27 protein-coding genes are annotated in these 26,333 nt (G+C 69.6%); 14 read left to right on the top strand and 13 right to left on the bottom strand.

The features are described from left to right. Nucleotide 1 precedes the first annotated feature (1 nt). Together VMD91_15070 and VMD91_15065 are read left to right on the top strand one after the other, a co-directional pair. Nucleotides 2-670: a TrkA family potassium uptake protein gene (locus VMD91_15070; GenBank protein HTW85391.1), complete on the top strand. Its 669-nt coding sequence runs from the start codon at nucleotides 2-4 to the stop codon at nucleotides 668-670. Between the two features lie 69 nt (nucleotides 671-739). Next, the gene (locus VMD91_15065) at nucleotides 740-1,654 is read left to right on the top strand and encodes a hypothetical protein (protein ID HTW85390.1); all 915 of its coding nucleotides are present in this window, start codon (nucleotides 740-742) and stop codon (nucleotides 1,652-1,654) included. Nucleotides 1,655-2,029: 375 nt separating this feature from the next. Here VMD91_15065 and VMD91_15060 read toward each other — a convergent pair whose 3' ends face one another. From VMD91_15060 to miaA, 5 genes are all read right to left on the bottom strand, one after another. Further along, on the bottom strand, nucleotides 2,030-2,611 hold the full coding sequence (locus VMD91_15060; GenBank protein HTW85389.1) for a hypothetical protein: 582 nt from the start codon (nucleotides 2,609-2,611) through the stop codon (nucleotides 2,030-2,032). A gap of 183 nt (nucleotides 2,612-2,794) precedes the next feature. Further along, nucleotides 2,795-4,006 carry a radical SAM protein gene (locus tag VMD91_15055; GenBank protein HTW85388.1) on the bottom strand — a complete coding sequence of 404 codons (1,212 nt, stop codon included), beginning with the start codon at nucleotides 4,004-4,006 and terminating at the stop codon, nucleotides 2,795-2,797. Continuing rightward, on the bottom strand, nucleotides 4,003-4,779 hold the full coding sequence (dapF, locus tag VMD91_15050) for a diaminopimelate epimerase (protein ID HTW85387.1): 777 nt from the start codon (nucleotides 4,777-4,779) through the stop codon (nucleotides 4,003-4,005). Before dapF ends, VMD91_15055 begins: the two co-directional genes overlap by 4 nt. Next, nucleotides 4,776-5,033: an RNA chaperone Hfq gene (hfq, locus tag VMD91_15045; GenBank protein HTW85386.1), complete on the bottom strand. Its 258-nt coding sequence runs from the start codon at nucleotides 5,031-5,033 to the stop codon at nucleotides 4,776-4,778. The genes dapF and hfq overlap by 4 nt, the downstream gene beginning before the upstream one ends. Nucleotides 5,034-5,107: 74 nt before the next feature. Further along, a complete protein-coding gene (miaA, locus tag VMD91_15040; GenBank protein HTW85385.1) occupies nucleotides 5,108-6,028 on the bottom strand; it encodes a tRNA (adenosine(37)-N6)-dimethylallyltransferase MiaA in 921 nt (306 codons plus the stop codon). 54 nt (nucleotides 6,029-6,082) lie between these two features. Here miaA and proC point away from each other — a divergent pair, with 54 nt between their 5' ends. Further along, nucleotides 6,083-6,913: a pyrroline-5-carboxylate reductase gene (proC, locus tag VMD91_15035; protein HTW85384.1), complete on the top strand. Its 831-nt coding sequence runs from the start codon at nucleotides 6,083-6,085 to the stop codon at nucleotides 6,911-6,913. Between the two features lie 3 nt (nucleotides 6,914-6,916). On the opposite strand, the gene mutL is transcribed toward proC, so the two are convergent. The 6 genes from mutL to VMD91_15005 form a co-directional block, all read right to left on the bottom strand. Then, nucleotides 6,917-8,605: a DNA mismatch repair endonuclease MutL gene (gene mutL / locus VMD91_15030; protein ID HTW85383.1), complete on the bottom strand. Its 1,689-nt coding sequence runs from the start codon at nucleotides 8,603-8,605 to the stop codon at nucleotides 6,917-6,919. Beyond that, nucleotides 8,602-9,186, bottom strand: coding sequence for a Uma2 family endonuclease (locus tag VMD91_15025; GenBank protein ID HTW85382.1), 585 nt, complete (start codon nucleotides 9,184-9,186; stop codon nucleotides 8,602-8,604). The genes mutL and VMD91_15025 overlap by 4 nt, the downstream gene beginning before the upstream one ends. Nucleotides 9,187-9,246: 60 nt before the next feature. Continuing rightward, a complete protein-coding gene (locus VMD91_15020; protein HTW85381.1) occupies nucleotides 9,247-10,419 on the bottom strand; it encodes a mechanosensitive ion channel domain-containing protein in 1,173 nt (390 codons plus the stop codon). 23 nt (nucleotides 10,420-10,442) lie between these two features. Next, nucleotides 10,443-12,941 carry a DNA mismatch repair protein MutS gene (gene mutS / locus VMD91_15015; protein ID HTW85380.1) on the bottom strand — a complete coding sequence of 833 codons (2,499 nt, stop codon included), beginning with the start codon at nucleotides 12,939-12,941 and terminating at the stop codon, nucleotides 10,443-10,445. Nucleotides 12,942-13,025: 84 nt separating this feature from the next. Continuing rightward, on the bottom strand, nucleotides 13,026-14,438 hold the full coding sequence (gene miaB, locus VMD91_15010) for a tRNA (N6-isopentenyl adenosine(37)-C2)-methylthiotransferase MiaB (protein HTW85379.1): 1,413 nt from the start codon (nucleotides 14,436-14,438) through the stop codon (nucleotides 13,026-13,028). A gap of 47 nt (nucleotides 14,439-14,485) precedes the next feature. After that, nucleotides 14,486-15,211: a PEGA domain-containing protein gene (locus tag VMD91_15005; GenBank protein ID HTW85378.1), complete on the bottom strand. Its 726-nt coding sequence runs from the start codon at nucleotides 15,209-15,211 to the stop codon at nucleotides 14,486-14,488. Nucleotides 15,212-15,215: 4 nt separating this feature from the next. Between VMD91_15005 and der the strand changes: the two genes are divergently transcribed. The 7 genes from der (at nucleotide 15,216) to VMD91_14970 (ending at nucleotide 21,547) form a co-directional block, all read left to right on the top strand. Beyond that, nucleotides 15,216-16,607: a ribosome biogenesis GTPase Der gene (gene der / locus VMD91_15000; protein ID HTW85377.1), complete on the top strand. Its 1,392-nt coding sequence runs from the start codon at nucleotides 15,216-15,218 to the stop codon at nucleotides 16,605-16,607. Continuing rightward, nucleotides 16,604-17,209, top strand: a complete 606-nt coding sequence (plsY, locus tag VMD91_14995) for a glycerol-3-phosphate 1-O-acyltransferase PlsY (GenBank protein HTW85376.1) — start codon at nucleotides 16,604-16,606, stop codon at nucleotides 17,207-17,209. The genes der and plsY overlap by 4 nt, the downstream gene beginning before the upstream one ends. Next, nucleotides 17,206-17,769, top strand: a complete 564-nt coding sequence (gene efp, locus VMD91_14990) for an elongation factor P (GenBank protein HTW85375.1) — start codon at nucleotides 17,206-17,208, stop codon at nucleotides 17,767-17,769. Before plsY ends, efp begins: the two co-directional genes overlap by 4 nt. Nucleotides 17,770-17,790: 21 nt before the next feature. Then, nucleotides 17,791-19,827, top strand: coding sequence for an adenylate/guanylate cyclase domain-containing protein (locus VMD91_14985; protein ID HTW85374.1), 2,037 nt, complete (start codon nucleotides 17,791-17,793; stop codon nucleotides 19,825-19,827). Further along, on the top strand, nucleotides 19,824-20,588 hold the full coding sequence (locus tag VMD91_14980) for a sulfite exporter TauE/SafE family protein (protein ID HTW85373.1): 765 nt from the start codon (nucleotides 19,824-19,826) through the stop codon (nucleotides 20,586-20,588). The genes VMD91_14985 and VMD91_14980 overlap by 4 nt, the downstream gene beginning before the upstream one ends. Continuing rightward, the gene (locus VMD91_14975) at nucleotides 20,578-21,051 is read left to right on the top strand and encodes an SRPBCC family protein (protein HTW85372.1); all 474 of its coding nucleotides are present in this window, start codon (nucleotides 20,578-20,580) and stop codon (nucleotides 21,049-21,051) included. The genes VMD91_14980 and VMD91_14975 overlap by 11 nt, the downstream gene beginning before the upstream one ends. A gap of 94 nt (nucleotides 21,052-21,145) precedes the next feature. Beyond that, nucleotides 21,146-21,547 (top strand): VOC family protein, encoded by a 402-nt coding sequence (locus VMD91_14970; protein HTW85371.1) that lies wholly within the window; start codon nucleotides 21,146-21,148, stop codon nucleotides 21,545-21,547. Here VMD91_14970 and VMD91_14965 read toward each other — a convergent pair. Next, complete coding sequence (locus tag VMD91_14965; GenBank protein ID HTW85370.1) at nucleotides 21,544-22,065, bottom strand: SprT-like domain-containing protein; 522 nt, start codon at nucleotides 22,063-22,065, stop codon at nucleotides 21,544-21,546. The two genes, VMD91_14970 and VMD91_14965, sit on opposite strands and share 4 nt — an antisense overlap. 32 nt (nucleotides 22,066-22,097) lie before the next feature. On the opposite strand from VMD91_14965, the gene VMD91_14960 reads away from it, so the two are divergent. Beyond that, a complete protein-coding gene (locus tag VMD91_14960) occupies nucleotides 22,098-22,799 on the top strand; it encodes a tetratricopeptide repeat protein (GenBank protein HTW85369.1) in 702 nt (233 codons plus the stop codon). Further along, nucleotides 22,796-23,584: a prephenate dehydratase domain-containing protein gene (locus tag VMD91_14955; GenBank protein HTW85368.1), complete on the top strand. Its 789-nt coding sequence runs from the start codon at nucleotides 22,796-22,798 to the stop codon at nucleotides 23,582-23,584. Before VMD91_14960 ends, VMD91_14955 begins: the two co-directional genes overlap by 4 nt. Here the strand turns inward: VMD91_14955 and VMD91_14950 are convergent. Continuing rightward, the gene (locus VMD91_14950) at nucleotides 23,581-24,483 is read right to left on the bottom strand and encodes an ROK family protein (GenBank protein ID HTW85367.1); all 903 of its coding nucleotides are present in this window, start codon (nucleotides 24,481-24,483) and stop codon (nucleotides 23,581-23,583) included. The two genes, VMD91_14955 and VMD91_14950, sit on opposite strands and share 4 nt — an antisense overlap. Before the next feature lie 98 nt (nucleotides 24,484-24,581). Here VMD91_14950 and VMD91_14945 point away from each other — a divergent pair, with 98 nt between their 5' ends. Next, nucleotides 24,582-25,049 (top strand): DUF3237 domain-containing protein, encoded by a 468-nt coding sequence (locus VMD91_14945; protein HTW85366.1) that lies wholly within the window; start codon nucleotides 24,582-24,584, stop codon nucleotides 25,047-25,049. Nucleotides 25,050-25,071: 22 nt separating this feature from the next. Further along, the gene (locus VMD91_14940; GenBank protein ID HTW85365.1) at nucleotides 25,072-26,211 is read left to right on the top strand and encodes an ABC transporter substrate-binding protein; all 1,140 of its coding nucleotides are present in this window, start codon (nucleotides 25,072-25,074) and stop codon (nucleotides 26,209-26,211) included. The last annotated feature ends 122 nt before the right edge of the window (nucleotides 26,212-26,333 follow it).

Raw genomic sequence — 26,333 nt, 5'->3', positions numbered from 1 at the left:
GATGTTCATCCTGATCGTCGGTGGCGGCAAAGTCGGCACCTATCTCGCGCGCGGCCTGATCAAGCAACAGCACGAGGTCGTCGTCATCGAAAAGGACGCGCGCAAGGCGCAGATGATGACGAACCTGCTCGAGACCGACGTCGCGATCGTCGGCGACGGCTGCGATCCGAACGTCCTGCTGCAGGCCGGCGTGCAGCGCGCCGACGTCGTCGTCGCCGACACGGGCGACGACGAGGACAACCTGGTCGTCTGCATCATCACCAAGAAGCATTCGCAAGCGCGATGCATCGCGCGCGTCAACAATCCGAAGAACAAGCTGATCTTCGAGTCGCTCGACACCGAACGGCCGGTCACGGTCATCTCGTCGACGGAGATCATCCTGGGGATCATCGACGACCGGGTCAACGCCACGCTGCTCGAACCGCTGGCCCGGGTGGGTCGCGGCGACCTCGAGCTGGTCCAAGTGACGATCGCCGACCAGAGCCCGGCCCGCGGGAAACGGCTGGCGGACGTCGCGCTCCCGCGCGGGAGCGTCATCGTCGCGATCGACCGCGGCAGCGGTGACGTGCTGGTGCCCAACGGCGACACGACGCTCGAGAACGGCGACGAAGTCATCGCGATGATCAAGCGTGAGACCCGCGGCGACGTCTGCGCCGCCCTGGTCGGATAGACCCTAGCCGCGCATAGCTCGGCGCGTGAGGGAGGGGTGCATCACCCCTTCCGGAGACGACGCGCTGCGATGTACTTGCCACCGCTGTCCACGCCCAGCCCGACCTTTCACGACGGCTACGAGTCCGGCATGCCCGCGATGAGCGGCGCGCCCGTTCCGTTCGGTGCAACCGCCGCCTCCGGTCCCGGCGATGGGCTCGGTTCGTCATGGTCGTGCGGCAACGGGGGCGCGAACGGCGCCGGGTGCTCGACGCAAAGCGGCGGCCTGCTCGCCAATCTCAGCTCGCTCTTGACCTCGCTGGTTTCCGCGTTGCAGCAGCTGCTCGGAAGCCTCGGCGCGTCCGGCGGCGGCGGATACGGGAACGGGAACGGCTACGGCGCCGGCAACGGCTATGGCGGGACTGGGTACGGGAACGGCTTCGGGAACGGCGGCAGCTCGTACGGATACGCGGGTTTCGGCGGCGAGCCGCGCTTCGCGGGGTTGAGCGAGCCGTTCTCCGAGGTGACGATCTCGTCGACCGGCGATCCGCACCTCGCGGAGACCGGGACGCTGGTCGGCGGCCAGGCCGTGAACCAGCGCTACGACAGCATGAGCGCGCAGCCCGATCTCGTCAGCAGCAATCTCGCCGGCGGCTACCGCGTCTCCACGACCGTCACCACGCCGAACGCGCACGGTGTGACTTGGAACCAAACGGCGAGCGTCAGCGCCGATCACGGCCGCGACCTGGTCACCATGGACGACGACGGTTCCTTCACCGTCAGCGAGGAGGGCCGGGCGCTCGCGCTCCAGCGCGGTCAGACCCTGACGCTCGGCGGCGGCGAGACGGTCACCGAGAACACGGACGGCTCGCTGGTCGTCAACGCTGCGAACGGGCGCGGCGGCACCGTCGCGACCACGCTGCAAGCATCGGGCGGCGGCGTGAACGTGACGACGACCGCCCACAACGTCCAACTCGGCGGCGCAGTCGTCGCGCACGGCCGCTAGTTTGACAGGCCCTGTGGAGACCTGTGCAGACCGTGGGAACGTACGTTCGCACCTTCGCTGCTCATCCACGGATTTCAGTAGGAGAACTCTGCGCAGGTTCCTGGTAATGTCGGGCCGTGAGTGCGGAAGCTTATACGCTCGTGCTAACGCAGGGCGTCCACGTAGTGAGGAATGATGTTGCGCGCGCGATTCTCACGGCTATCGAAGCTGGCAGCAGGACCGTCGATGTCGACATCGACCTTTTCGGCGGCCCTAATTCTTCGAGGCGTACGACTATTGTGACCGCTCACGTCGTCGCCCTCATCGAGGCTAAGCCGAACACACGCGACGTCATCAGCGCTTCGAATGGAAAAGTGCAATCGATCCGGCGCCCTTCTACGAGCCCTTGAGGCGCCGCTCTCGGCGCTGAATATCGACCTCGCGCGCGACGAGGCCCGCGATCTGACGCGCGACATCGGCTGCGTCGGACTGCTCGAACGCGCCACGATGACCGAAACGGACGTTGATGTAGCGGTCGATGATCTTTCGCGCGTCCTCGCTAAGGGCATGTGGCGAAAAGCGACATACACCGCAGATCGGCAAAACGAGCTCCGACTCGAGAAACTCGCGCTGCACCTCGCTAAAGCCTTGTGTACTCAGCGGCTCCAGAATGTGCGTCGGAATTCCAATCGTTGCCCCAAGCTGCGAATCGCACACAAGGCAACTGCGTTGGTCGTCCGAGAGCTCGATCACTCGGCGAACTGCGCCACCACCCGTGACAAGCGACACTTCAGACCAATTTCCGAGCCGACCAGCGTAGTCGTCGATCCATTGACTCAGCTTATCCGGGTTCCGAAGCCCACGCGGAGCGGGCGGCGTATGGCAATAGGCACACTCTTGAGCAAGGCTAACGCGGATACGGCCCTCATCGCTGATCTCGAGCTCCATAGCCAGCAACTCATTGTCGTCAGCAAACATTGTGACGAGGCTCGCAAGACACGGACGCTTCGTCTATACAAACACCCGTTCGTAGTCTTCCTCAACCACTCAACCACACATGATATTGTAGGTGCACGCTAAGGCGATCCGGGTCTTCACAAGCATTTTACGGAATCTGCTGATTGAGACCGTGTCGTAATCAATTTAATTTAGCTAATCGGATCAGTGCGTGTGGGTGAAGTTGCCGAGCGGGACGCCGAGTGCGCGGATGTGCTCGAGTGCGAAGCGCATCCCGAGCGGATCCGTCGGGCGGCCGACGGTGGCGAAGTAGCGCTCGGGGTCGATGTTCAGCGTGCGCGTCTGCACCAGCGCGACCGGATGCGCGCGTAGGAACGCGTCCAGCGTTTCGACCTCGGCGCGCTCGTCGGTCACGCCCGGATGGGTGAGATAGTTCAGCGAGACGCGCAGTCCGGCGTCGACCGCCAGCGCGATCGACTCCAGCACGTCGTCGAGCTCGTATCCCGTCGGCCGGTAGTACCCCGCGTAGACGTCCGGCCGGAACGAGTTGAGGCTGATGCGCACCGCTTGCAGTCCGGCGTCGATCAGGCGGCGCAGGCTCTTGGGCAGCGAGCCGTTGGTGTTGAGGTTGATGGTGCCGTTCGTGCGCTGGGCGCGGATACGTTCGATCGCGCGCTCGATGGTCGTCACCCGCAGCAGCGGCTCGCCCTCGCAGCCTTGCCCGAACGAGACGATGCCGTCGGGGACGCGCTCGAGGTGGTGGACGGCGATGCGCACGAGATCGTCGACGTCGGCTTCGAAGTCGACCCGCGTCTGCGGCGAGGGCATCCCCGCATCGGGCGCCAGCTCCGAGATACAGCCGACGCAGGCCGCGTTGCAGCGCGGCGAGACGGGCAGCGCGGCTTCGCCCCGCTCGAGGAACACGTTCTGCGCGGTGAAGCAGCCGTACTCGCGCGAGCACAGCGCCAGCTGCGCCAGCGTGCGGTTGCGCGGATCCTGCGCCTGGCGTTCCGCCAGGATCGCTTCCAGCTCGCCGCCGGCGTACACGCGCGGCGTCCAGTCTTCGCTCTCGTCCGTGCGCATCGCCGCGACGTGCAGCTCGTCGTTCACCACGCAGGCGAAGGTATAGCCGAACAGCGGCAGCGGCGGCGCGTTCTTGCCGTGACGGTACGCGGGCAGCAGCAGGCGCGTGTAGCCGGCCGGCAAGAGCACGCCGAGTGCGGTGCGGCGCTCGGCGAGGCGCCCGTCGGCCAGCAGCGGTGTCCGGCCCGGCAGCATCGTCGGTACGGCGCCGGGCGGCGCGGGGATCAGCTCGTCGGAACGCACCGCGCGTTCGACGCCGCCATCGGCCAACGGTTCACGCGACTCATCGTAGTAGATGCGGCCGCGCGCGTCGGTGTACGCGAGGCCGATCACGCCAGGACTCGCTCGAACTCCACGACCGCGTCGCCGACCAGCGTCGCCCGTCCACCCGCCGCCCATTCGACGTCGAGCACGCCGCCCGGCACCTGCAACCGCACCGGCGAGGTCGCCTCGCCGGCGTCGATCAGCACCGCGCTCACGGCGACGGCGCCCGTTCCGCAGGCTTGCGTCGCGCCCGCGCCGCGCTCCCAGTGCCGTACCCGCCAGCCCTCGCCGTCGCGCATCACGAAGTGGACGTTGGTGCCGTGCGGATAGCGCTGATCGCGTTCGATGCGCGGGCCCAGCGTCGCCAGCGGAATCGCGTCGACGTCGTCGACGCGGATCACGACGTGCGGGTTCCCCAAGTCGACCGGCACGGCGGTGAAGCCGGCCACCGCGTGCGGCTCGCCGATGCGGGGCTCGCCCATCTCGACCGCGACGCGGTACGGCGCGCGGTCGACGACGCGCGTGCGGATCGGGCCGGCCAGCGTCTCGACGACGGCTTCGTCCAGCCCCCAGTGCTCGTCGAGGTAGCGGCCGACGCAGCGCATCCCGTTCCCGCACATCTCGGCCTCGCTGCCGTCGGCGTTGACGATCCGCATCCGCGCGTCGGCGGTCGACGAGGTGCCGACGAGCAGCACGCCGTCGGCGCCGACGCCGCGTACCGGGTCGCAGACGTCGCGCGCGAACGTCACCGGATCAGCGATCTTCACGTCGCGCTCGTCGACCAGCACGAACTCGTTGCGCGCCCCGTTCGTCTTGACGATCGGGATGCCCGCAATGCTCACGACGCTTCGACCTGGTCCTCGTCGCGGACCAGCGGCGCGGTCACCGGGCCCATCGGCGAGATCGTCGAGACGGCGTGCTTGTAGATCAAGTGCGCCTTCTTTTCGTACTCGAGCACGATGGTGAACGGGTCGAACCCTTTCACGACCCCGCGCAGCTGAAATCCGTTCATGAGATAGATCGTCACCGGGACTGCTTGCCGTTTGACCTCGGCCAGGTAGGCATCTTGCAGCGGCAGCACGCGTGAAGTGGCCATGTGGCTGCCTTAGCCCCGTGCCCCGCCGGGACCCTCATCGCTCAACCGCGGGCGCGGCTGCGACGGTTGCCGCGTCAGCGCCAGCCCGGGAGCGTCGCGGCGATGTCGCTCGCCTGCTCGAACGCCTCAGCGTCCGCCACCGACACGAGGTCGGGCTCGCTGCGCAGCCAGGTCGCCTGGCGTTTGGCGTACCGGCGCGTGTTGCGGGCGAGGTGCTCGCGCAGCTCTGCCTCGGTTGACCAGCCGGCCAGGTACGCCAGCGCCTCCCGATAGCCGACGGCGTCGGCCGCGACCGCCCGGGCGCCGACCCGCTCGGCTTCGTCGAGCAGTCCGGCCGCCAGCATCGCGTCGACCCGCGCGTCGATGCGACGCGCCAGCACGTCCGGCGCAACGGCCAGCGCGATCTTGCGGTACGGTACGCCGAGGGTCCGCAGGTTTTGCGCCGGGGCCGCGGCCGCGTCGGCGCGCGCCGGCCCGGCGCGCTCTGCCAAAGCGACCTCGAGCGCGCGCGTGATCCGGTACGGATCGTTGGGGTCGATCGCCGCCGCCCGCTGCGGTGCGAGCGCGGCCAGCCACTCCGCCAGCGCCTCGGTCGGATGGATGCGCGCTTCGTGCGCGAGCCGCTCGCGCAACGCGGCGTCGTAGGCCGGCGAGAGGCCGACGTCGCCGGCCAGCGCCCGGATGTAGAAGCCCGTCCCGCCGACCACGATCGTGCGGCGACCACGCCCGGCGGCGGCGTCGACGGCCCGCAGCGCATCGGCGACGAAGCGCGCGGCCGAGTAGCGCTCGTGCGGATCGAGGAACCCGATCAGGTGATGGGGCACTCGGGCGAGCTCGTCGGCGCCGGGCGCCGCCGTCCCGATCGGCATCCCCCGATAGATCTGGCGCGAATCGGCCCCGACGATCTCAGCGTCGAAGCGTTCGGCGAGTGCCAGCGCGAGGGCCGACTTCCCGGACGCCGTTGGGCCGGTCACGATCAGGACGCCGGTCGGCACGCCGCGCCGTTTGGCCAGCGGCAGCCGGCCGCCCTCTACCGAACCGGCGGCGCGATGGCATCCACCAACGGTCCTCGTCGCTACGGCGTCGTCGGCGCCGGCGTCATGGGCGGCGCCTTGCTGCGCGCCCTGCTCGATCATGGCGTCGCGCCGAACCTCTGCTGGGCGACCGCGGCATCGGAAGAAACGTGCGCGCGCGTGCACGACGAGTACGGCGTTCGCTGCACGACCGAGGTCCCGGCCACCGCGCTGGCGCTGACGGGGACGCTGCTGCTGTGCGTCAAGCCGTACCAGATCGACGCCGCGGCGCAGGCGCTGACGCAAGCGGGACTGGGCGGCGGAACGGTCGTCGTCTCGATCGTCGCCGGCGTCACGACCGATCGTCTGCACCAGCTGCTCGGACCGGTCCCCATCGTGCGCGCGATGACGAATACGCCGGCGATCATCGGCGAGGCGATGACGGTGCTGGCGCGCGGCGCGCACGCCGACGACGCCGCGATCACCGCCGCGCACGCGGTCTTCGACCACGTCGGCATGACACTCGAGCTGCGCGAGTCGATGCTCGACGCGGTCACCGCGCTCTCGGGCAGCGGTCCGGCGTACATGTATCTGATCGTCGAAGCGTTGGCCGACGCCGGCGTGCGGGTCGGGCTGCAGCGCGAGGTCGCGCTGACCCTGGCCACCCAGACGATGCTCGGCGCCGCCCGCATGGTGCAGCGCAGCGGCCGTCATCCGGCCTCCCTGCGCGACGACGTCACCACGCCGGCCGGCTGCACGATCGGCGCGCTGCTCGTGCTCGAAGATGGCAAGCTGCGCTCGACGCTGGCCCGCGCGGTCGAGGAAGCGACGCAGATCGTCGGCGACCTCGGCCGCCCCGGCCGCTGACGCTCAGATCCGCTTGAAGAGCTTGGCGATGCGGTCGGGTTCGAGCCGGACGATCGTCGGGCGCCCGTGCGGGCAGTGCATCGGGTTCTCGCAGCGCTGCAGGCGTTCCACCAGCGCCGTCATCTCGGGGTACTCGAGCCGCTCGTGGGCGCGCACGACCGAATGGCAGGCCAGCGACGCCCACACGCGCTGATCGGCGTCGAGGCCGCGCACCTCGTCGGCCAAGCACTCGACGAAGTCGGCGACGTCGAACGGTCGCGAGCGGCCGGCGTGGACGAGGCGCGCCGGCGTCGCGGTCACCCGATAGGCCCGTTCGCCGAAGTGCTCGACGTGCAGGCCGCTCGCGGCCAGCGTGTCGAGCGTTGCGTCGAGCTTCTCCGCTTCTTCCGGCCGGACTTCGAACGAGTACGGGATCAGCAGCGGCTCGGCGGCGGCGTGCGCGGCCGCGTTGGCGGCCAGCTGCTCGAACACGATCCGCTCGTGCGCGGCGTGCTGGTCGATCAGCACGACCGCGTGTCCGTCCGTCGCGAGGATGAAGGTACGGTCGATTTGCGCCAGCACGCGCAGCGCCTGCGGCGGCGCCGCCGCGCCGTCGCTCGATTCGGTGCCCGGCACGAACGCTTCCGTCCAATCGATCGTCGTCGCGAGCGCCGTCGCCTGGCCGCCGTCGAGCGGCGGTGCCAGTGAGATCGCGCGTTCGAGGCGCGCGCTCGCGCCGCGCCGCAACGCGCCGGCGATCGCGTCCTTCACCACCCCGACGACCCGCTCGCCGTGCCGCAGGCGCACGTCGCTCTTGGTGGGGTGGACGTTCGGATCGACCTCGTCGGGCGGGATCGTCAGCTCGAGCACGCCGTACGGATAGCGCCCGACCATCGCGAAGGTGCGGTACGCCGCGGCCCACGCGCCGCTGAGCAGCGTGCTGCGCAACAGTCGTCCGTTGACGAACAGGACCTGGTTGCGGCGATCCGGACGGTCGTCGCCCGGCGAGCTGACCCAGCCGCGCACGCCGACGCGCGGGTCGTCGATGGCGACCGCGACCATCGCGCCGGCGCCGGCGCCGAAGACGTGCCGCAGGCGCGGTGCGGGATCGGCGCCCGGCGCGAACGCGAACGTCTGCTTGCCGTCGTGCTCGAGCGTGAAGCCGACCTGCGGATAGGCCAGCGCCAGCGTCCCCAGCCACGCGGAGATGCGCGCGAACTCGGCGCCCGGCGTGCGCAGGTACTCCCGTCGGACCGGGACGTTCGCGAACAGGTCGCGCACGACGACGCGCGTGCCGGGCGGCGCGGCTTGCGCGCGCGGCTCGTCGATCGTCTCGCCGTGCGCGTCGATCGCGTAGCCGACCTCGGCGTTCGCCGTGCGCGACACGATCGTCACCTGCGCGACGGCGGCGATCGACGCCAAGCCTTCGCCGCGAAAGCCGAGCGTGTCGACGCGCGTGAGGCCGGTGGCGTCGGCGAGCTTCGAGGTCGCGTGGCGGGTCAGCGCGAGGTGCAACTCGTCGGGCGGGATGCCGACGCCGTCGTCGGCCACCTCGATCTCGGTCGAGCCGCCGCCGCGCACGCGCACGGCGATCCGCGTCGCGCCGGCGTCGAGCGCGTTCTCGACCAGCTCCTTGACGACCGAGAGCGGTCGCTCGACGACCTCGCCGGCCGCGATCTGCCCGATCGTCTCGGGATCGAGTTGCCGAATCACGCGGGCGGCAGCAACAACTCGTCGACCGTCAGCACGAGGTCGGGGAATGCCTCCGGAGCGATCGCGTCTCCTCCACGGGCGACCCGCGCTACGCGAAAGCCGTTGGCTGCAGGGTCGAGATAGAGCTCGACCCGTCGGTGCGCAACGTCGACGATCCAATATTCTCGCACGCCGCCGGACGCATACGCCTCGAGCTTCGGGCCGCGGTCGTAGCGGACGGACGTCACCGCAACCTCCACGACGAGGAGCGCATCCGCGGGCGTCGGGTGCACACGCCGATAGCGCTCAGCCGGCAACCGAAGGAGCACGAGGTCGGGCTGCAGTTCCGAAAACTCGCCCAGACGAAATGGAAGCTGCACGCTGACCACGGCGCAGCTGCCAACCCGATCCTGGAGGAGAGCGTCGAGCCGGCGGAGCGCGTAGGCGTGCTTCGGGCCGATCGGGGGCATGGTTCTCAACAAGCCGTTGAGGAGCTCGACCCGCTCCTCCGGCTTGATGATCCCGACGTCGCCCAAACGGTAATACTCGGCCACGGTGAACGGCCGCGGATGCGGCTCTTGCTCTGCGATCGTCGTCTGCATCTCACTCACGGCAGCGTGGCACCTCGACGTCGCCGATTCGCTGCCGTGAGGTTGCCGCCCTTATCCGGGGCCGCTGGTGCGGGTGTCGTCGACCGTGCGGACGCGCTGGCCGTTGCTCGCGGCGGCTTGGCGCGGCGCGCCGTCGAGGCGCGGCGCGGGCGCCTGCTCGCGCTCCTCGAGTGCCGGGACGCGCAGGCGCGGCAGCGCTTGCGGCTGACGGTCGCGCAGGTATGCGACGATGCCCTCGCGCGCGAAGCAACGCAGATCCCACAGGTCACCGGAGTTGCGCGCGCTGACCAGCACCCGCACCTGGATCGCGCGATCGGTCGCGTCGGTGACCTGACAGTTCTGCACCTTGCCGTCCCACAGCTTCGTGCGCTCGAGGATCTTCGGCACCTCGGCACGCAGCGCTTCGACGTCGAGCGTCCAGTCGGCGAAGAAATAAACTTCGCCGATCAGGTTGGCCGTGCGCCGCGTCCAGTTCTCGAAGCTGTTCTCGATGAACCATGAGAGCGGAACGACCAAGCGCCGCAGATCCCAGACCTGGATGACGACGTAGGTCGAGTGGATCTCCTCGACACGCCCCCAATAGCTCTGCACGACGACGACGTCGTCGAGCCGAATCGGCTGCGTGAACGCGAGCTGAATGCCCGCGATGAGATTCTCGAACAGTGGCCGCGCCGCGATGCCGGCGCCGATGCCGATGATGCCGGCCGAGGCCAGCAGCGTCGTGCCGACCGCGCGGATCGGCGGGAAGGTCATCAGCATCAAGCCGACCGTGAAAACGACGATGACGATCGTCAGCACCCGGTTCATGATGTCGATGCGCGTGCCGAGCTGGCGCGCCAGGAGGTTGTCCTCGACGTCGAAGCGATGACGCGCGATCGCGACGTCGCCGTAGACGCGAATCGCCGCGACGAGCAGCCACGCCAGCGCCGCCAGCACGCACAGTCCGACCGTGTGGAGGATCGCGGGCTTGTACTGGCCGGCATCGAGCTTGACGATCGGCAGCACCGCGAGGACGCAAAGCAGCGGCAACGTGAAGGCGGCCGGACGCTCCGTCTGCCGCACGAACGCACGCAGAAACGCATTGCCGTTTCGGTTCGCGAAGCGGGTAAGAAAATACCGGATCGCGCGGTGAACCAGCGTGCCGAACAGGATGGCACCGATCACCCAGAGTGCCGCGACGAGCACCTGGAACTGAATGTGGGTCAGCACGAGCCCTTGACTCATCGCGGCGTTCTACCCGCGATGCGTCAATCGATATCGAAGAGGAGCGGCTGCTCGGTCACGGCGGGCTTGGCGAGTTTGCCCCGCAACGGAGCGGCGACTTCCAGCGTCGGACGGCCTTCGAGCACGGCCGCAATCTCGCGTGCGCGGGCGACCACGGCCGGCGGGAGACCGGCCATCCGCGCGACCTCGATACCGAACGAGCGCGACGACGAACCCGGCAGCACGCGATGCGAGAACACCGGCGCGCCGCCCTTGGTGCTCTCGACGGCGGTGATGTGGAAGTTCGCCACCAACGGCCAACGATCGGCCAGCGCGCACAGCTCGTGGAAGTGCGTCGCGAACAGCGCGGACGGCGCACGGGCTTCGCGCTCGAGCAGGTACTCGCAGATCGCTTGCGCGATCGCCAGCCCGTCGACGGTTCCCGTCCCGCGACCGATCTCGTCGATCAGCAACAAGCTGCGGTCGGTCGCGCGGCGCAAGATCGTCGCCGCTTCGGCCATCTCGACGTAGAACGTCGACTGCCCCGAGGCGAGATCGTCCCCGGCGCCGATGCGCGTGAAGATTCGGTCGACGATGCCCAGGCGGGCCGCGCGCGCGGGGACGAACGACCCGATCTGCGCCAGCACGACCAACAGTCCCGTCTGCCGCAAGTACGTCGACTTGCCGCCCATGTTGGGTCCGGTCAGCAGGACGAAACGCGCGTGCTCGGCGTCCAGGTGCAGGTCGTTGGGGACGAAGGTCGAGCCGAGCAGCGCCTCCATCACCGGATGGCGCCCGTCGACGAAATCGACGACGCTCTCCTCGACGAACGAGGGCCGCACGTAGCCGCGCTCGCCCGCGACCTGCGCCAGCGAACAGTAGGCGTCGAGCTCGGCCAGCGCGTCCGCCGTCGCCAGCAGGTCGTCGACCCGTTCCGCGAGCCGCTCGACCAGTTGCTCGTAGAGCACCTGCTCGTGCCGCAGCTGGCGCGACTCGGCCGAGGCGATGGCGACGTCCAACTCGCGCAGCTCCGGCGTCACGTACCGCTCCCCGTTCGCCAGCGTCTGCTTGCGCGTGTAGTCGGCGGGGACGTTGCCGGTCTGCGCCTTCGGCACTTCGATCGCGTAGCCGAAGGCGGACGCGTACTTGACCTTGAGCGACTTGATGCCGCTGCGCTCGCGTTCGCGCTCTTCGAGCGCGGCGATGCGGGAGCGCGCGTCACCGCGCAGCGCGACGCACTCGGCCAGCTCGGGGTCACGCTCGGGGCGGATGACGCCGCCGTCGGCCAACGTCGCCGGCGGCTCGTCGACGAGCGACGCGGCCAGGTCGTCGCGCATTAGGTCGAAGTCGCCGATCCGCGCCGCCAGCGCGTGCAGCCCGACCGGCAGGCTCGGCTCGCGCAGCGCGTCGCCGATCGGGTCGAGCAGCGCCAGCGTCCGGCGCAGCGAGGCCAAGTCGCGCGGCAGCGCGCGCCGAAAGCGAATCTTCTGCGCGATCCGCTCCAGGTCGAAGCAGCCGTGCAGCACGTCTTGCAGGGCCAGCCGGCGCGCGGCATCGCCGACCATCGCCTCGACGCTATCCGCGCGCGCGGCGATCGCGGGCGCCGACACGAGCGGCGCGAGCAGCCAGCGGCCGAGCATACGCGAGCCCATCGCCGTTCGCGTCCGGTCGACGGTCGCCAGCAGCGTCGCTTTGGGGTTCGCGCCCAGCGCTTTGGTCAGCTCGAGGTGCTTACGCGTGTTCGGGTCCAGCGCCAGGAAGGTGGCCTGCCGGTAGAAGGCCGGCTCGCGCAGCGCGCTGCTGCCGACGTGTTGGACCGCCACGCGACGGACGAACGCGCCGAGCGCGTCGAGCGCGCGGTGCATCGCCAGCGAGGCGTCGAGCGAAAAGCCGTCGACGTGCTCGCGCGTGCGCACGTCGACCGCCGTCAGCACCGGCGCCGCGACGCGCGTGCGTGAGACGTCGAGCGCGGCGTCGAGCGCGGCGCGCACGTTGGGCGCGACGTCGGCGACCAGCTCGGCCGGATCGAGCCGCGCGACCTCGGCCAGCGCGTCCTCGAGCGCCGTCTCGCCCTCGAACGCGGTCGCGGCGACGTGACCGGTCGAGATGTCGGCGTGCGCCAGCGCGACGACGTCCTCGGCGGCGGTCAACGCGGCCAGATAGTTGTGCTGCGAGCGGTCGAGGATGTGCTCTTCGAGCAGCGTCCCGGGCGTGACGACGCGCACGACGTCGCGACGCACCAGCTTGTTGGGGATCGGTGCCTCGAGCTGCTCGGCGAGCGCGACGACGCGCCGCTGCGCGACCAGCTTCGAGAGGTACCCGTCGAGCGCGTGGTGCGGCACGCCGGCCATCGCGATCCGCCGGCCGCCGCCGGCTTCTTTCGAGGTGAGGGCGATGGCGAGCGCGCGAGCGATCGTCTCGGCGTCGTCACCGTAGGCCTCGTAGAAGTCGCCGACGCGCGAGAGCAGAATCGCTTCGGGATAGCGTGACTTCATCCCGAAATACTGCTCGAGCATCGGCGACCAGGTGGTGGTCGTGGTCATCCGACCCCGGATCGCATCGACGTCACGTTCCCGCCGCCTGCCTGTGCATCCCTGTGGAGAAGGTGGACAACCGCGCGCGCGGCGCTACGCGCCGAGCGCCACCAGGTCGAGAATCGGGCGCGCCACCGGCGTCGCGCCGCCTTCGTACGTCGCGCTGCGCCCGACACAGGTACCGCGCACGCCCCACACCGACGCGCTCTCGATCTGCACGTCGACCCATGGGTGCGCGGGATCGGGCCGCGCTTCGACCATCGGGAAGTTGACCGTCACGTTGTCGATCGTCTTGGCACTCAGCTTGGCCGGGTCTTTGCGCGAGACGCCGTGGATCAGCGCGCGCACGGTCGAGCCGACCTTGCGCTGGTGGTATGCGACGACCGCCGCGTCCTGAACCGCGACCAGCCGCTTGAAGCGATCTTGCGCCACGGCCGGCGCGACCGGCTCCTTGGCGTGCCAGACGGCGGCCGGCGTCCCGCGCCGCGGCGAGTACACGAACATGTACGCCTGCGCGAACACGCCGGTCGCGCAGACGTCGAGCGTGCGCTGGAAGTCCTCTTCCGTCTCGCCGGGGAAGCCGACGATCAGGTCGGTCGTGATCGCCCAGTCCGGGTTGTGCGTGCGGAACGTCCCGATTCGGTCGAGGAACTCCTCGATCGTGTACTTGCGGTTCATCCGCCGCAGCATCGGGTTCGAGCCGGACTGCAGCGCGAGGTGGAAGCGCGGGTTCATCTTCGGCAGCGTCGCGCAGACGCGGCCGAGCTTCTCGGTCATGTCCTTGGGATGCGAGGAGACGAACGTCACCCGCTCGACGGCGTCGAGCGCGCACACCGCTTCGAGCAAGTCGGCGAAGTCCGCGCCGGTCGCGGGCTCCTTGTACGCGTTGACGGTTTGGCCGACCAGCGTGATCTCGCGCGCGCCTTGCGCCGTCTTCGCGCGCACCTCGGTCAGGATCTCGCCCATCGGGCGGTGGTCGAAGCGCCCGCGCACGTGCGGCACGATGCAGAACGTGCAGTAGTACGAGCAGCCGCGCTGCACGTTGACGAAGCCGCGCAGGTGGTCGTAGGCGCCGGGGATGCCTTCGCCCGCGCCGCCGATGATGGTCTCGATCTCGCGCTCGGGGAGGTAGGCGTCGTCGTCGGGGTAGTCGGCGCGCCAGGCGCCGAGCGCGTCGCCGAGCGCGCCCAGCTCGCGCGTGCCGAAGACGCCGTCGACGTGCGGCGCGATCTTCCGCATGCGGTCGCGGTCCTGTTCGGCCAGACACCCGGTCACGACGACCTTGACCGACGGGTCGGCGTCCTTGACCGCCTTCCAGTGGCCGATCCGGCCGTAGGCGCGCTGCTCGGCGTTGTCGCGCACGGTGCAGGTGTTCAGGATCAGCACCGAGGCGTCTTCGGGACGCTCGGCCAGGGTGAAGCCGGCGGCCAGCGCGCGACGCGCCACCTCTTGCGAGTCGGCCTCGTTCATCTGACAGCCGTGGGTTTCAATGTAGATCTGCGGCACCGCCGGCGACCATTCGACGAGCAGGGGCGGTTTGCCGCCGGGCGGCGTCAGCGCGACCCGGTGAACAGGGTCAGCAGCTCGAGCGGGAGGTAGAGCCGGGTGCCGATCAGGGTCGGGGCGGTATCGTAGTCGACCGTGCGCCCGTCGACCCGATAGGTGGTCAGACCGAGCCGGCCGACCGCTTCGTGGCCGCCGTAGCGTACGACGATCTTGTCGCCGTCGACCTCGACGGCGTCGCGCGGCAGGTAGTCGTCGGCCGGGGCGACGACGGTCGGCCGCGGCGGGGGAACGTCGGGGACGAGCACGACCTCGGTGCGGGTGTCCGGCCAGACCGTGACGCTGCGGGTCATCTTGGCGTTCGCCGACCGGACGACCAGCTCGTGGGTGCCCGCGCTGGCCGGATAGCTGCCGCCCTTGCCCGGATGGACGACCTGACCGTCCAAGCGGACCTCGTCGCCGGTGTCCCCGTGCAGGACGATGCTGCCGCCGGCCGGCCGCAGGCCGCCGGTCTGCCGCAGCCGGGTCGAGCTCAGGGTGGTCTGCCCGCTCACGATCGAGACGTCGAGCTGCTCGGTCGTCCAGCCCGACTTGGCCAGGCCGACGGCATGGTGACCGCTCGCCAGCGCGTCCAGGACGACCGGGCTGCGGCCCACGTAGGTGCTGTCGACCCACACGTCGGCGCCGCTGGGCAGCGTCGTCACGTAGAGGGAGCCGGTCGGTACCGCCCCGAGAAAGACGACGCACGCGGCCAAGACCGCGAGGCGACGGAGCATATCGATGGAAGCTTGGGCGGTCATGGCCGAAGCCCTCGCATCAACCCTACGTGTGCGCCCGGCAACGGTCGCGGTCGTCGGCCGCCCCAACGTGGGGAAGAGCGCCCTCTTCAACCGTCTGGTCGGCCAGCGGCTGGCGATCGTCGAGGACACGCCCGGCGTGACTCGCGACCGGCTGTACGCGCTGGCCGAGTGGCGCGGGCGCACCTTCACGCTGGTCGACACCGGCGGCATCGAGACCGAGATCGAGCCCGGCGACCAGATCGCGCTGGGCACGCGCGCGCAAGCGGAGTCGGCCGCCAACGACGCCGACGTCATCGTGTTCGTCGTCGACGCGATCGACGGGCTGATGGGCGTCGACCGCGACGTCGCCGACATCTTGCGGCGCACGCGCAAGCCGGTGCTGCTGGTTGCGAACAAGGTCGAGTCGCCCAAGGCGTTGGCCTCGGTGCACGCCGAGTTCAGCGGCTTGGGCTTCGGCGAACCGTACGCGGTCTCGGCCATCCACGGCGAAGGCACCGGCGATCTGCTCGACGCGATCGTCGAACGCTTACCGCCCGAAGACCCGACCGCGCTCGAAGAGACGGAACTGGCGATCGCGCTGGTCGGCCAACCCAACGTCGGCAAGTCCTCGCTGCTCAACGCGCTGCTCGACGAAGAGCGCACGATCGTCTCCGACGTTCCGGGCACCACGCGCGACGCGATCGACACGCTCTTCCGCTGGAAGGGTCGCAACTTCCGTTTGATCGACACCGCCGGCGTGCGGCGCACCGCGACCAAGCACGGCTCGATCGAGTACTACTCCTCGCTGCGCTCGCTGCGCGCGCTGGCTCGCTGCGACGTCGCGGTGCTGCTGATCGACGCGCTCAAAGGCCCCACCAATCAGGACCGGCGCTTGGCCGGGATCGCGCTCGAAGAGCGCAAGGCCCTGATCATCGTCGGCAACAAGTACGACTTGGTGCGCGAGCTGGGCGAGTACAGTCAGAACGAGCTGGCCAACGAGATCCACGCGCAGATGCCGTTCGCGTCGTTCGCGCCGGTGACGTTCCTCTCGGCCAAGACCAAACGCCGCTTGCAGAGCTTGATGCCGATCGTCGAGAAGGTCGCCGTCAACCTCGACCGCCGCATCCCGACCGCCAAGCTCAACGCCGTCGTGCGCGACGCGGTGCTCGCGCACCCGCCGCCGATCCACTCCGACAAGGCACTCAAGATCCTCTACTGCGCGCAGCCGCAGACGCACCCGCCGCTGTTCCTCTTCCACGTCAACGATCCGGACCTGGTGCCGAGCAGCTACCGCCGGTTCATCGAGAACACCCTGCGCGCGGAGTTCGATTTCGAGGGCGTCCCGCTGACGCTCGAGTTCCGCAGCCGCCGCGAGGGAGACGCGACCGAATGAATCCGCTCGTCGACGCCGCCGCGGTCGTCGTCGCGTTCGTGGTCGGCGCGATCCCGTTCGGCGTGCTCGTCTCGCGCGCGTTCTACGGTACCGACATCCGCAGCCGAGGCAGCGGCAACATCGGCGCGGCGAACGCGCTGCGCACGCTCGGACGGCGCGGCGCGATCGCCGTGCTGGCACTCGACGCCCTCAAAGGCTTCGCGCCGACGCTGGCCGCGTACGCGCTGGGCGGACCGATCGCGGCGGCGTCGGCCGGCTTCGCGGCGACGCTCGGGCATTGCTACTCGCCGTTTCTCGGCTTTCGCGGCGGCAAGGGCGTCGCGACCTATTTCGGCGTGCTATTCGCGCTGTGGTGGCCGGCCGGACTGGCGTTCGCGGCGATCTGGGTCGCGGTGGTCCTGACGACAGGGTATTCCTCCGTCGGTTCGATGCTGGCCGCCGTCGCGATGGGCGCGGTCCTGTGGCTGGGGCTCGGCTGGACCGGCGTCGTCTACGGGGTCGTTTCGGCGCTCTTCATCATCGCCCGGCACCGCGAAAACCTCGACCGCTTGCGGCGCGGGACGGAAAACCGCCTCTCGCTGCTGAAAGCGAACAGGACATGATCTCGTCCAACGACTTCAGAAACGGCGTCACGATCGTCATCGACGGGCAGTTATGGACCGTCATCGAGTTCCTGCACGTCAAGCCCGGCAAGGGCTCCGCGTTCGTCCGCACCCGGCTCAAAAACGTCAAGACCGGGGCGACCGTCGAGCGCACGTTCCGCGCCGGTGAGAAGCTCGAGCGCGCCACCGTCGACAACCGTGAGATGCAGATGCTCTACAACGACGCCGACGGCTACCACTTCATGGACAACGAGACGTACGAGAACTTCACGCTGGATCGCGACCTGATCGGCGATCCGGCCGACTTCCTCAAGGACGGGATGAAGATCGACGTGCAGTTCCATGACGGCACGCCGATCGGCGCCGGGCTGCCGGCGCACGTCGAGCTGCGCGTCGAGGAAACGGACCCCGGCTTCAAAGGCGACACCGCCACCGGTACCACCAAGCCGGCGAAGCTCGAGACCGGCGCGACCGTGCAGGTCCCGCTGTTCGTCAATCCGGGCGACGTGATCCGCATCGACACGCGGGACCGGCGTTACATCGGGCGCGTCCAGAGCTAGCACGAACGGAAGGAGCGGACGATGCGCATTCGACGGCTTCGGGTCCTCGGTGTCGCACTCGTCCTCTCCTTGATCGCGGTCGGGATCAGCCTGGTCCTCTTCCTCTTACCGCGCAACGTGTTGGCGAACGCCAACAGCGTCGGCGACTTCGTCGCCGTCAACGACGGCAAGTTCTGGGTCGACGACCATCCGTGGCTGGCCAACCTGTTCCACTTCCCCGACCGCGACACCGAGAACGAGCACCTGCGGCTGGTCGCGATCGACGAACCGTCGCTCAACCCGCCGACCGATCCGAAGAATCCGGGCCTAGGTCAATTCCCGTGGGACCGCCGCGTCTACGGCGTCCTGCTGCGCCGCCTGCACGCGGCGGGCGCGAAGGTCGTCACGTTCGACGCGGCGTTCTTCGAGCCGACGCACGACCCGGCGCAGGACGCGGCGTTCGCCGCCGGGATGCGCGTGCAGCCGTCGGTGCTCGCCCTCGCGCTGGGCGTCACCACCGGCGGGATCTTGGTCGAAGCCGAGAAGCCCCCGCCGGTGTTGGCGGCGGCGGCCGCGCAGCTCGGTTCGACGACCGTCGACAACCCCGGCGGCTGGCTCGTCGGCCAGCCGCTGGTGGTGACGGCGACCAGCCCGACCGGCGCGCACACCGACTATCCGTCGCTGGCCGGCGCGACGGTCGAACGGTATTCGGGCGATCGCATCGTCCCGATCGACGCCTGGCACGCGCGTTTCGGCGGCGTCACCGTCCCGCTCGACGGCGAGGGCGAGCTGCTGATGCTGCCGTTCAAGACGCACGAGTTCGTCGACATCGGCAACAGCGGCGCGGGCGGCCCGACGACGCGTGCCGGCTCCGTCGACGAGACGGCGGCGTTCTTCCAGTCGATCTCGTTCGTCGATCTGCTCAAGATGGATCTCGCGACGCTCAAGGCGTTCGCCGGCGGCGACGTCATCGTGGTCGGGGCGACCGCGCAGGCGCTGGGCGACTACATCGTCACCCCCAACGGCCGCTACCCGGGCGTCTTCTCGAACCTGCGGCTGATGGACCAGCTGATGCGGCACTACTACATCACGCGCGTTCCGCCGTGGATCGACATCGCGCTGATCGTCGCGCTGCCGCTGCTGGTCGGCTTCGCCGTCACGCAGCTGCGCGCGACGGTCGGCGTCGCGGTCGCGCTGGGCATCGTGGTGCTCTACTCGCTGTTCGCGATCTGGCTGTTCGGAGCGACGCTGCACTGGATCGACCTCATCCACGTCGACCTCGGGATCGTGCTGGCGGCGCTGTTCGTGGCGCTCTACCGGACCATCACCGAAGGCGCCGACAAACGCGTCATCCGCGAGATGTTCGGCAAGCACGTCTCGCCCGCGCTGGTCGACCAGATGCTCTCGCACGACGACCCGCTCAAGGCGCTCGACCTCTCCGGCAAGCGCGTCAAGGTGACGATCTTCTACTCCGACATCCGCGGCTTCACCGCCATGTCCGAGAAGATGACGCCGGAACAGATCTACGGCCAGCTCAACGAGTACTTCGAAGAGATGTGCCGGATCGTGTTCCAATACGGCGGCTACGTCGACAAGTTCATCGGCGACTGCTTGATGGCCGTGTTCTCGGCGCCCAATCCGGGGCCCGACGACGCCTACAACGCCGTGCGCAACGCCTGGGACCAGCAGCAGCGCATCCTCGAGATGATGACGGAGTGGGCGGCCCAGGGACGTCAGGTGTTCACCGTCGGGATGGGACTGAACACCGGCGAGGTCGTGATGGGCAATCTGGGCTCCAGCGATCGCCTGAACTACACCGTCATCGGCGACAACGTCAACACCGCCGCCCGTCTGTACAACGTCGCCAAAGGCGGCCAGACGATCATCAGCGAGTCGACCTACGAAGAAGTCAAAGACCGCTTCATCGTCAACGAGCTCACGCCGGTCTTCGTCAAAGGCAAGGTCTTGCCGCTGCGCAACTTCGAGGTCCTGGGCTTGCTGGAGCCCGGACAGCCGAACACCTCGACGCTGCTCGATCCGAACAACTTGCCCGAGGCGGCGGTCGCCGCGGACCACTGAGCGCGCTGACCGCGCTCGCGCTCTTCGCGAGCGGCCTCGTCGCGAGCGTCTTCGGCTCGCTGGCCGGACTCGGCGGCGGCTTCGTCGTCGTCCCGCTCTTGCGCGTCGCCTTCGGCATCGCGCCGGCGGCCGTCGCCGGCACGTCGTTGATCTTCGTCCTGGCGAACACCGCCGCATCGTCGGTCGGCTACCTGCGCGACGGCAAGACCGACGTGCGACTGGCGGCGTGGATGACCGCCGGGGCCGTGCCGGCCAGCATCGTCGGCGTCCTCGCGGTGCGGCGCGTCTCGGGCTCCGGGTTCGACATCGCCTACGGCGTGCTGCTGGCCGCCATCGCGGTGCTCGTGATTCGCCGCCGCGGCGTCGCCTCGCGCGCGGCCGGCGAGCGGACCTTCGCGCACGATTGGCGCGTCGGCCTCGCCGCCGGACTCGTGGTCGGCTTCTTCTCCTCGCTGTTCGGGATCGGGGGCGGTTTCGTGACGATCCCGCTGCTGCTGATCGCGGCGCGCATGCAGCCGCACACCGTGACCGCGACCAGCTCGTTCGTCATCATGACGACCGCGCCGGTCGGCGTCATCGCGCACGCGCTGGCCGGCGACGTCGATTGGATGCTCACCCTTCCGCTGGTCGCCGGCGGCCTCATCGGCGGCGCGCTCGCCCCGCCCCTCGCACGTCGCGTCTCCTCGCCCCGCCTGCTGACGATCCTGGCCTCGGCGCTGTTCCTCGCCAGCGCGGGGATGATCGCCCGCCATGTCATCTAGCACGGTCGACATCCCCGCCGACGCCGTCATCCGCGCGCCGGCCGAGTCGATCTTCGCGGTGATCGTCGACGTCGACGGCCAGAGCCGTTGGCTCACGAAGTCCTCGTCGTTCCGCGGCACGACCGCGGTCTCGTCGAACCAGTTCGCGCTCGGTACGACCTACCGCGAGCCCGGGCCGCTCGGCGTGCGCAACGGGCGCGTCGTCGAGTACGAGCGCCCGACGCGGATCGCGTTTCACCAGCCGATGACGTTGCGCTTCGGTCTGGGCACGATCGACGTGACGATGCGCTACACGCTCGAGCCCGGACCGCAAGCGACGACCCACGTGCGGCGCCTGGTGACGATCGGCATTCCCCGTTCGCTGCGGCTGCTTCGGCCGGTGATCGTGCGCGAGTTCCGCGCCGAGAGCGCCCGCACCCTGCGCGCGCTCAAAGCCTACTGCGACGGCCGCACGACCGGATGACCCGGCAAACGCATCTCGCCGCGCTCCCGGCCGGGACGCGCGCGGTCGATACGGTCGTCGGGCGCCTGGTATAATCGCACCGTGGAGGGTCCGGATGAAACCGACGACCGCGGAAATCTCACCGTTCTTCATCGTCAGCGACGTCGAGCGCACCACGGCGTTCTATCGTGACATGCTGGGGTTCGAGACGACCTTCCAAGAGCCCGCACGGAGCCCGTTCTTCGCCATCGTGCGCCGCGACGGAGCGCAGCTCTTGGTGAAGTCCGACGCGAGCGTGACCCCGCTGCGGAACGCCGCGCGCCACCCCTACATGCGGTGGGACGCATACGTCTACGCGCCGGACCCCGACGCGCTCTCGGCCGAATTCGTCGGGCGCGGCGCAGCCTTGAGCACGCCGCTCGCGAACACGCACGAAGGCCTACGCGGCTTCGAGGTCACCGACCCGGACGGCTACGTCCTCTTCTTCGGCCGCCCGCGCGATGCGGCGCCCGATTAGCGGCGGAAGCGCGACGCTGCTTGGGCCAGCTCGACCGGACGTACCTCGACGACTTCGAACGCCACCAGCGGCTTGCGGCACTTGGCGCACACCAGGTATGCCGACGGCTTCTTCTTGCGCAGCACTTCCATCGTGCACTTCTCGCAGCGTAAGATGTAGCGCTTCTGCGATTCGTTGAGCGGGCGCGCGGTGCCGAGGTCGTGGTAGATCGACTTGAGGCCCAGCTCGCGCATCTTCTTCTTGAAGGTCGCGGTATGGCCGGGGTTCTCGCCGCGCGCGTAGAGCCACGCGTGGATCATCTCGTGCAGGAGCGTGTCGCGCAGCTCGTCCGGCTTGCCGGCCAAGTGCTTGGGCGAGAGCTCGATCATCGGCGGCTTGTAGGTGATGCGGCCGGCGAGGTTCGAGAAGCGCCCGTTGTAGGCGATGCGATGGGTCGGAATCTCGCCGCCGAAGTGCAGCAAGTTCAGCTGCGCGAAGATCATCTGGAGCTCGGCGACGCTGGGCAGACCGGGGAGCACGCCGTCTTCTTCGCCAAGAGCACGCCGTGGGCTTGCCGCCGCGTCTCGCGCTTCCGATCCTGGTCGTCTTCGCCGTCCTGTTCCTGGGTTTGATGGGATGGTTTCTCCACCAAGGCTACGGGACGACCGGCTCCGCGTTCGGGCCGGGCGTGGTGGCGGAACAGGGCGACGCGCGCATTCAGGCGACGCCCGCGCCGATCGCGACCGATCCGCCGGGGACGTTCACCGTTCCCCAGACCGGTACCGGACCGATGACGGGCGGGTCGACCGCGCTTCCCGGCCGCTCGACGGGCGGCGGCTCGCCCGTCGGTCCGCCGGCGCCGGTGATGGCGGAGCTGCAGGCGCTGCGCGGCCGGCTCGCGCGCAACCCGAAGGACCTCGCCGCGCTGGTCGGTCTGGGCGACATGGAGTTCGACGCGCAGAAGTTCGACCGCGCCCACGACTACTTCGCGCGCGCGCTGGCGCTCGATCCCACCAACCCCGACGTGCGCACCGACGACGCGATCGCGCTGCACATGACCGGCCACGACCTCGACGCGCTGCGCGAGCTCGACGGGGTCCTCGCGCAGCGGCCGGGCTTCACGCCGGCCATCTTCAACCGCGGCATCGTCCTACAGGCGATCGGGCGGCGCACCGACGCGATCGCCGCCTTCCACCGCTTCTTGCAGGTGGCCGGCCCCGACAACCCACGCGACGCCGACGCCAAGGCGGCGTTACAGCAGCTGGGCGCGTGAAGGTCGCCTATCAGGGCCACGCCGGCGCCTTCAGCGACGTCGCGGCGCGCACGCTCGTCCCCGACGCGGAGACGCACGGGTACTCCTCGTTCGACGCCGCGATCAACGCGCTCGACACCGGCGAGGTCGACTTCGCGGTGGTGCCGGTCGAGAACGCGATCGCCGGACCGGTGCCGCGCAACTACGAGCTGATCTGGGAGCGGCGCGCGGTGACGATCCGCGGCGAGACCGTGCTGCCGGTCGAGATGTGCCTGATCGGCGTCGACGGCGCCACGATCGAGCAGCTGGTCGAGATCCGCTCGCACCCGGTCGCGCTCGAGCAAGTGCGCCGCCTCGCCGACCGGTATCCGGCCTGGCGCCGCACGACGACCACCGACACGGCGGGCGCGGTGCGCGAGATCGTCGCGCAAGGCGATCCGACCGTCGCCGCGATCGGTCCCGCGCTGGCCGCCGAGCTGTACAAGGGCACGATCCTGGCGCGCAACGTGCAGGACGAGACGCAGAACTTCACCCGCTTCTTTCTGCTCACGCGCGGCGAGACGGGGCCGTCCGGCAACCGCGCCTGCGTCGGGATCGAGATCCAAGACCGTCCCGGCTCGCTGCGCGACGCGCTCTCGGCGTTCGCCGACCGCGCCATCGACCTGCGCTTCCTGATCGCGCGCCCCGACCGCCGCATCCCCTTCCGCTACCGCTTCTTCTGCGAGCTGACCAACGTCGACGAGCCGCGCCTGCAGGCCGCCCTCGCCGAAATCGGCGGCGACCAACGCATCCTCGGCCGCTACTAGCGGAGCCCGTCGAGCGCGGCGGCGAGGCCGGAGAGATCCTGCAGCGCCGCCAGCGACGTCGCGCGCACGGTACAGGTTTGCACACGATCGGGGAGCGCTTCGCGTTCGAAGGTCGCGCGCACGCGCGCTAGCCACGGCTCGCCCAAGTATGTCGCCAAGCTTCCGAGCACGATGACGTCGAGGGCGAGCAGGTCGGCCAAGAGGGCGCACGCGGCGCCGGTCGCCGCGGCGTTCTCGTCGATCGCGGCGCGCGCGATCGGGTCGCCGTCGGCCGCCAGCGCCGCGACCTGGTCGCCGGTCGACGCGCTGAACGCCGGATCGATTCGGCGCGCCAGCTTCGGCAGCGCGCTCGCCGCGGCGTAGGATTCGAAGCAGCCCGGTTTCCCGAAGACGTCGGGCCCGTCGTCGCGATAGCGCACGTGCCCCAGCTCGGGCGAGGCGCCGGAAGCCCCGTAGCGGATGCGTCCGCCGAGCACGATCCCGGCGCCGAAGCCGGTGCCCGACGTCAGGTAGGCCAGGCCGTCGACGTCGCGGTCGCGGCCCCAGCGCACCTCGGCCAGCGCGCACGCCGCCGCGTCGTGATGAACGGACACCGGGCGCCCGAGTGCCGTCCGCAACCGGCCCGCCAACGCGACGGCGTGCAGTCCGGGCAAGTGGGGCGGTGCGATGACGATCCCGCGCCGCGCGTCCATCGGACCACCGACGGCGACGCCGACCGCCCGCGCGTCGGCGGCCACCGCACGGATCGCGGCGATGACGGCGGCGAGCAGCGCCTCGCCGTCGGCGGCCTGCGTCGGCCAGGCCGTGCGCGCGCGGATCTCGCCCGCGGCGGTCCCGAGCACGACGCTGGTGGTCGTGCCCCCGATGTTGACGCCCGCCAGCAATCCGGTTGCGGTCACCGGGCCGCGCCGCGCAGGAAGCTTCCGGCCGACTTGTTGAAATGCGCAACAGTTCTCGCGGTAAACAAAATCTCGTCCTCGCGCCAGGAGACGTCTTCGTGACCGACTTCGCGCCCACGCTCGACTTCGTCTTCGAAGCACGCGTCTCGGTTGCCGAGCCGGTCGATTTCGGCGATACGCCGCGCGGCTTTCGGCGGCGCATCGTCCCGATCACCGGCGGCACCGTCGACGGCCCGCGCTTGCGCGGCCGGGTGTTGCCCGGCGGCGGCGACTGGCAGACGATCCGCCCCGACGGCACCTGGGAGCTCGACGCGCGCTACGCGCTCGAGGCCGAGGACGGCACCCCGATCACCGTCGTCAACCACGCGCTGCGACACGCGCCGCCGGCGGTGATGGCGCGCCTGAGCGCGGGCGAATCGGTGCCCGCGCACGAGTACTACTTCCGTGGCACGCCCCACTTCGACGTGGCGGCCGGACCGCACGACTGGTTGACCCGCACGCTCTTCGTCGCCACCGGTGAACGGCTGCGCGACGTCGTCATCATCCGCGTCTTCGCGGTCGGCTGACCGCTTCTCCGAAGGAGCTCGCATGCGTCCATCTCGCCTTTCGATCCTTGCCTGCGGCCTCGTGATGGCCGTCGGCCCGCTCGGCGCGGCCGCGGCACCCGCCGGTCCGCCGATTCACCTCGCGGCCATCTTCTCGACCTCCGGCCGCTACGCGCCGCTGGGCGGTCCGGAGAAAGACGCCGTGCTGTTGGCGGTCGAGCAGATCAACGCCCGCGGCGGCGTCAACGGCCGGCCGGTCGACATCGAAGTCCTCGACGATCAGGGCAAGCCCGACGTCGCCTCGCAGCTGGCGACGCAAGAGATCGGCAAGGGCGTCGTCGGGATCGTCGGCGGCACCTCCACCGACTGCAGCGCCGCCATCGCGCGCGTCGCGAACGACGCCAAGATCCCCGAGTTCTACACCACGCCGTCATCCGAGGTGTGGGACACGCGCGCCGGCGTCGCCAAGTACGTCTTCGAGACCAATCCCAACAACGCGATCGAAGCACCCGCGCTGCTCGACTTCGCGGCCAAGAAGCTGGGCGCCAAGAAGATCGCGGTCATCCACGACGAGAACGCGTACGGCGCCGAAGGCGCGCGCATCGTCGCCGGCTTGGCCAAAGAGCACGGCGTCGAGATCGTCACCGACCAATCGTATCCCGGCGCGTCGACCGACTTCACGGCGCAGCTGGTCGCGATCAAGAACTCCGGCGCCGACACGGTCGTGCTGTGGGGCGCGGCCGCCGCGCCGCCGCTGATCGTGCGCGGCATCCGTCAGCTCGGGCTCAAGGTCAACGTGATCGGCTCGAACGGCATCGTCTCGAACCTGTTCCTCAAGATCGCGGGCACGGCCGGCGACGGCGTGTACTCCGACACCAACATCGACTACACGCATCCGACCGCGACGCAGAAGCCGTTCCTGAACGCCTATCACGCTAAGTACAAGGCGCGGCCGGCGAACTTCGCCGCCTACGCGTACGATGGCGTCGCGCTGCTGGCGTATGCCATCCGGACCTCCAAGCAGACGACCGGCGACGCGATCGTCGGCGCGCTCGAGTCGATGAAGCCGCTGCCGCTGATCACCGGCACCTATCACTTCACGCCCAAGGACCACAACGGGCTCTCCCCCGCCGACGTCCACCTGGCCGTCGACAAGAACCAGATCTGGTTCAACCTGGACTGAGAGGCTTCGCTGCGCGTAGCCGTCGCGTTCGGGCTTCGCCCGAGCCGCCGCATATAGTTGACTACGCAAACGATTTGACAGGTCAACGATCTTGCGGGTAGACTGTCCGGGCAGGCGGCTCC

It is taken from the genome of Candidatus Sulfotelmatobacter sp. (assembly GCA_035504415.1).
Classification (GTDB): domain Bacteria; phylum Vulcanimicrobiota; class Vulcanimicrobiia; order Vulcanimicrobiales; family Vulcanimicrobiaceae; genus Vulcanimicrobium.
The sequence above is the reverse complement of the archived record's forward strand: the minus strand, read 5'-3'. Positions and strand labels throughout refer to the sequence as shown.

What these genes read in the sequence shown, in the direction of transcription:
- VMD91_15070 (HTW85391.1), top strand. Translation starts at nt 2, where the DNA reads ATGTTCATCCTGATCGTCGGTGGCGGCAAAGTCGGCACCTATCTCGCG.
- VMD91_15065 (HTW85390.1), top strand. Translation starts at nt 740, where the DNA reads ATGTACTTGCCACCGCTGTCCACGCCCAGCCCGACCTTTCACGACGGC.
- VMD91_15060 (HTW85389.1), bottom strand. Translation starts at nt 2,611, where the DNA reads ATGTTTGCTGACGACAATGAGTTGCTGGCTATGGAGCTCGAGATCAGC.
- hfq (HTW85386.1), bottom strand. Translation starts at nt 5,033, where the DNA reads ATGGCCACTTCACGCGTGCTGCCGCTGCAAGATGCCTACCTGGCCGAG.
- proC (HTW85384.1), top strand. Translation starts at nt 6,083, where the DNA reads ATGGCATCCACCAACGGTCCTCGTCGCTACGGCGTCGTCGGCGCCGGC.
- VMD91_15025 (HTW85382.1), bottom strand. Translation starts at nt 9,186, where the DNA reads ATGCAGACGACGATCGCAGAGCAAGAGCCGCATCCGCGGCCGTTCACC.
- VMD91_15020 (HTW85381.1), bottom strand. Translation starts at nt 10,419, where the DNA reads ATGAGTCAAGGGCTCGTGCTGACCCACATTCAGTTCCAGGTGCTCGTC.
- mutS (HTW85380.1), bottom strand. Translation starts at nt 12,941, where the DNA reads ATGACCACGACCACCACCTGGTCGCCGATGCTCGAGCAGTATTTCGGG.
- VMD91_15005 (HTW85378.1), bottom strand. Translation starts at nt 15,211, where the DNA reads ATGCTCCGTCGCCTCGCGGTCTTGGCCGCGTGCGTCGTCTTTCTCGGG.
- der (HTW85377.1), top strand. Translation starts at nt 15,216, where the DNA reads ATGGAAGCTTGGGCGGTCATGGCCGAAGCCCTCGCATCAACCCTACGT.
- plsY (HTW85376.1), top strand. Translation starts at nt 16,604, where the DNA reads ATGAATCCGCTCGTCGACGCCGCCGCGGTCGTCGTCGCGTTCGTGGTC.
- efp (HTW85375.1), top strand. Translation starts at nt 17,206, where the DNA reads ATGATCTCGTCCAACGACTTCAGAAACGGCGTCACGATCGTCATCGAC.
- VMD91_14985 (HTW85374.1), top strand. Translation starts at nt 17,791, where the DNA reads ATGCGCATTCGACGGCTTCGGGTCCTCGGTGTCGCACTCGTCCTCTCC.
- VMD91_14975 (HTW85372.1), top strand. Translation starts at nt 20,578, where the DNA reads ATGTCATCTAGCACGGTCGACATCCCCGCCGACGCCGTCATCCGCGCG.
- VMD91_14970 (HTW85371.1), top strand. Translation starts at nt 21,146, where the DNA reads ATGAAACCGACGACCGCGGAAATCTCACCGTTCTTCATCGTCAGCGAC.
- VMD91_14940 (HTW85365.1), top strand. Translation starts at nt 25,072, where the DNA reads ATGCGTCCATCTCGCCTTTCGATCCTTGCCTGCGGCCTCGTGATGGCC.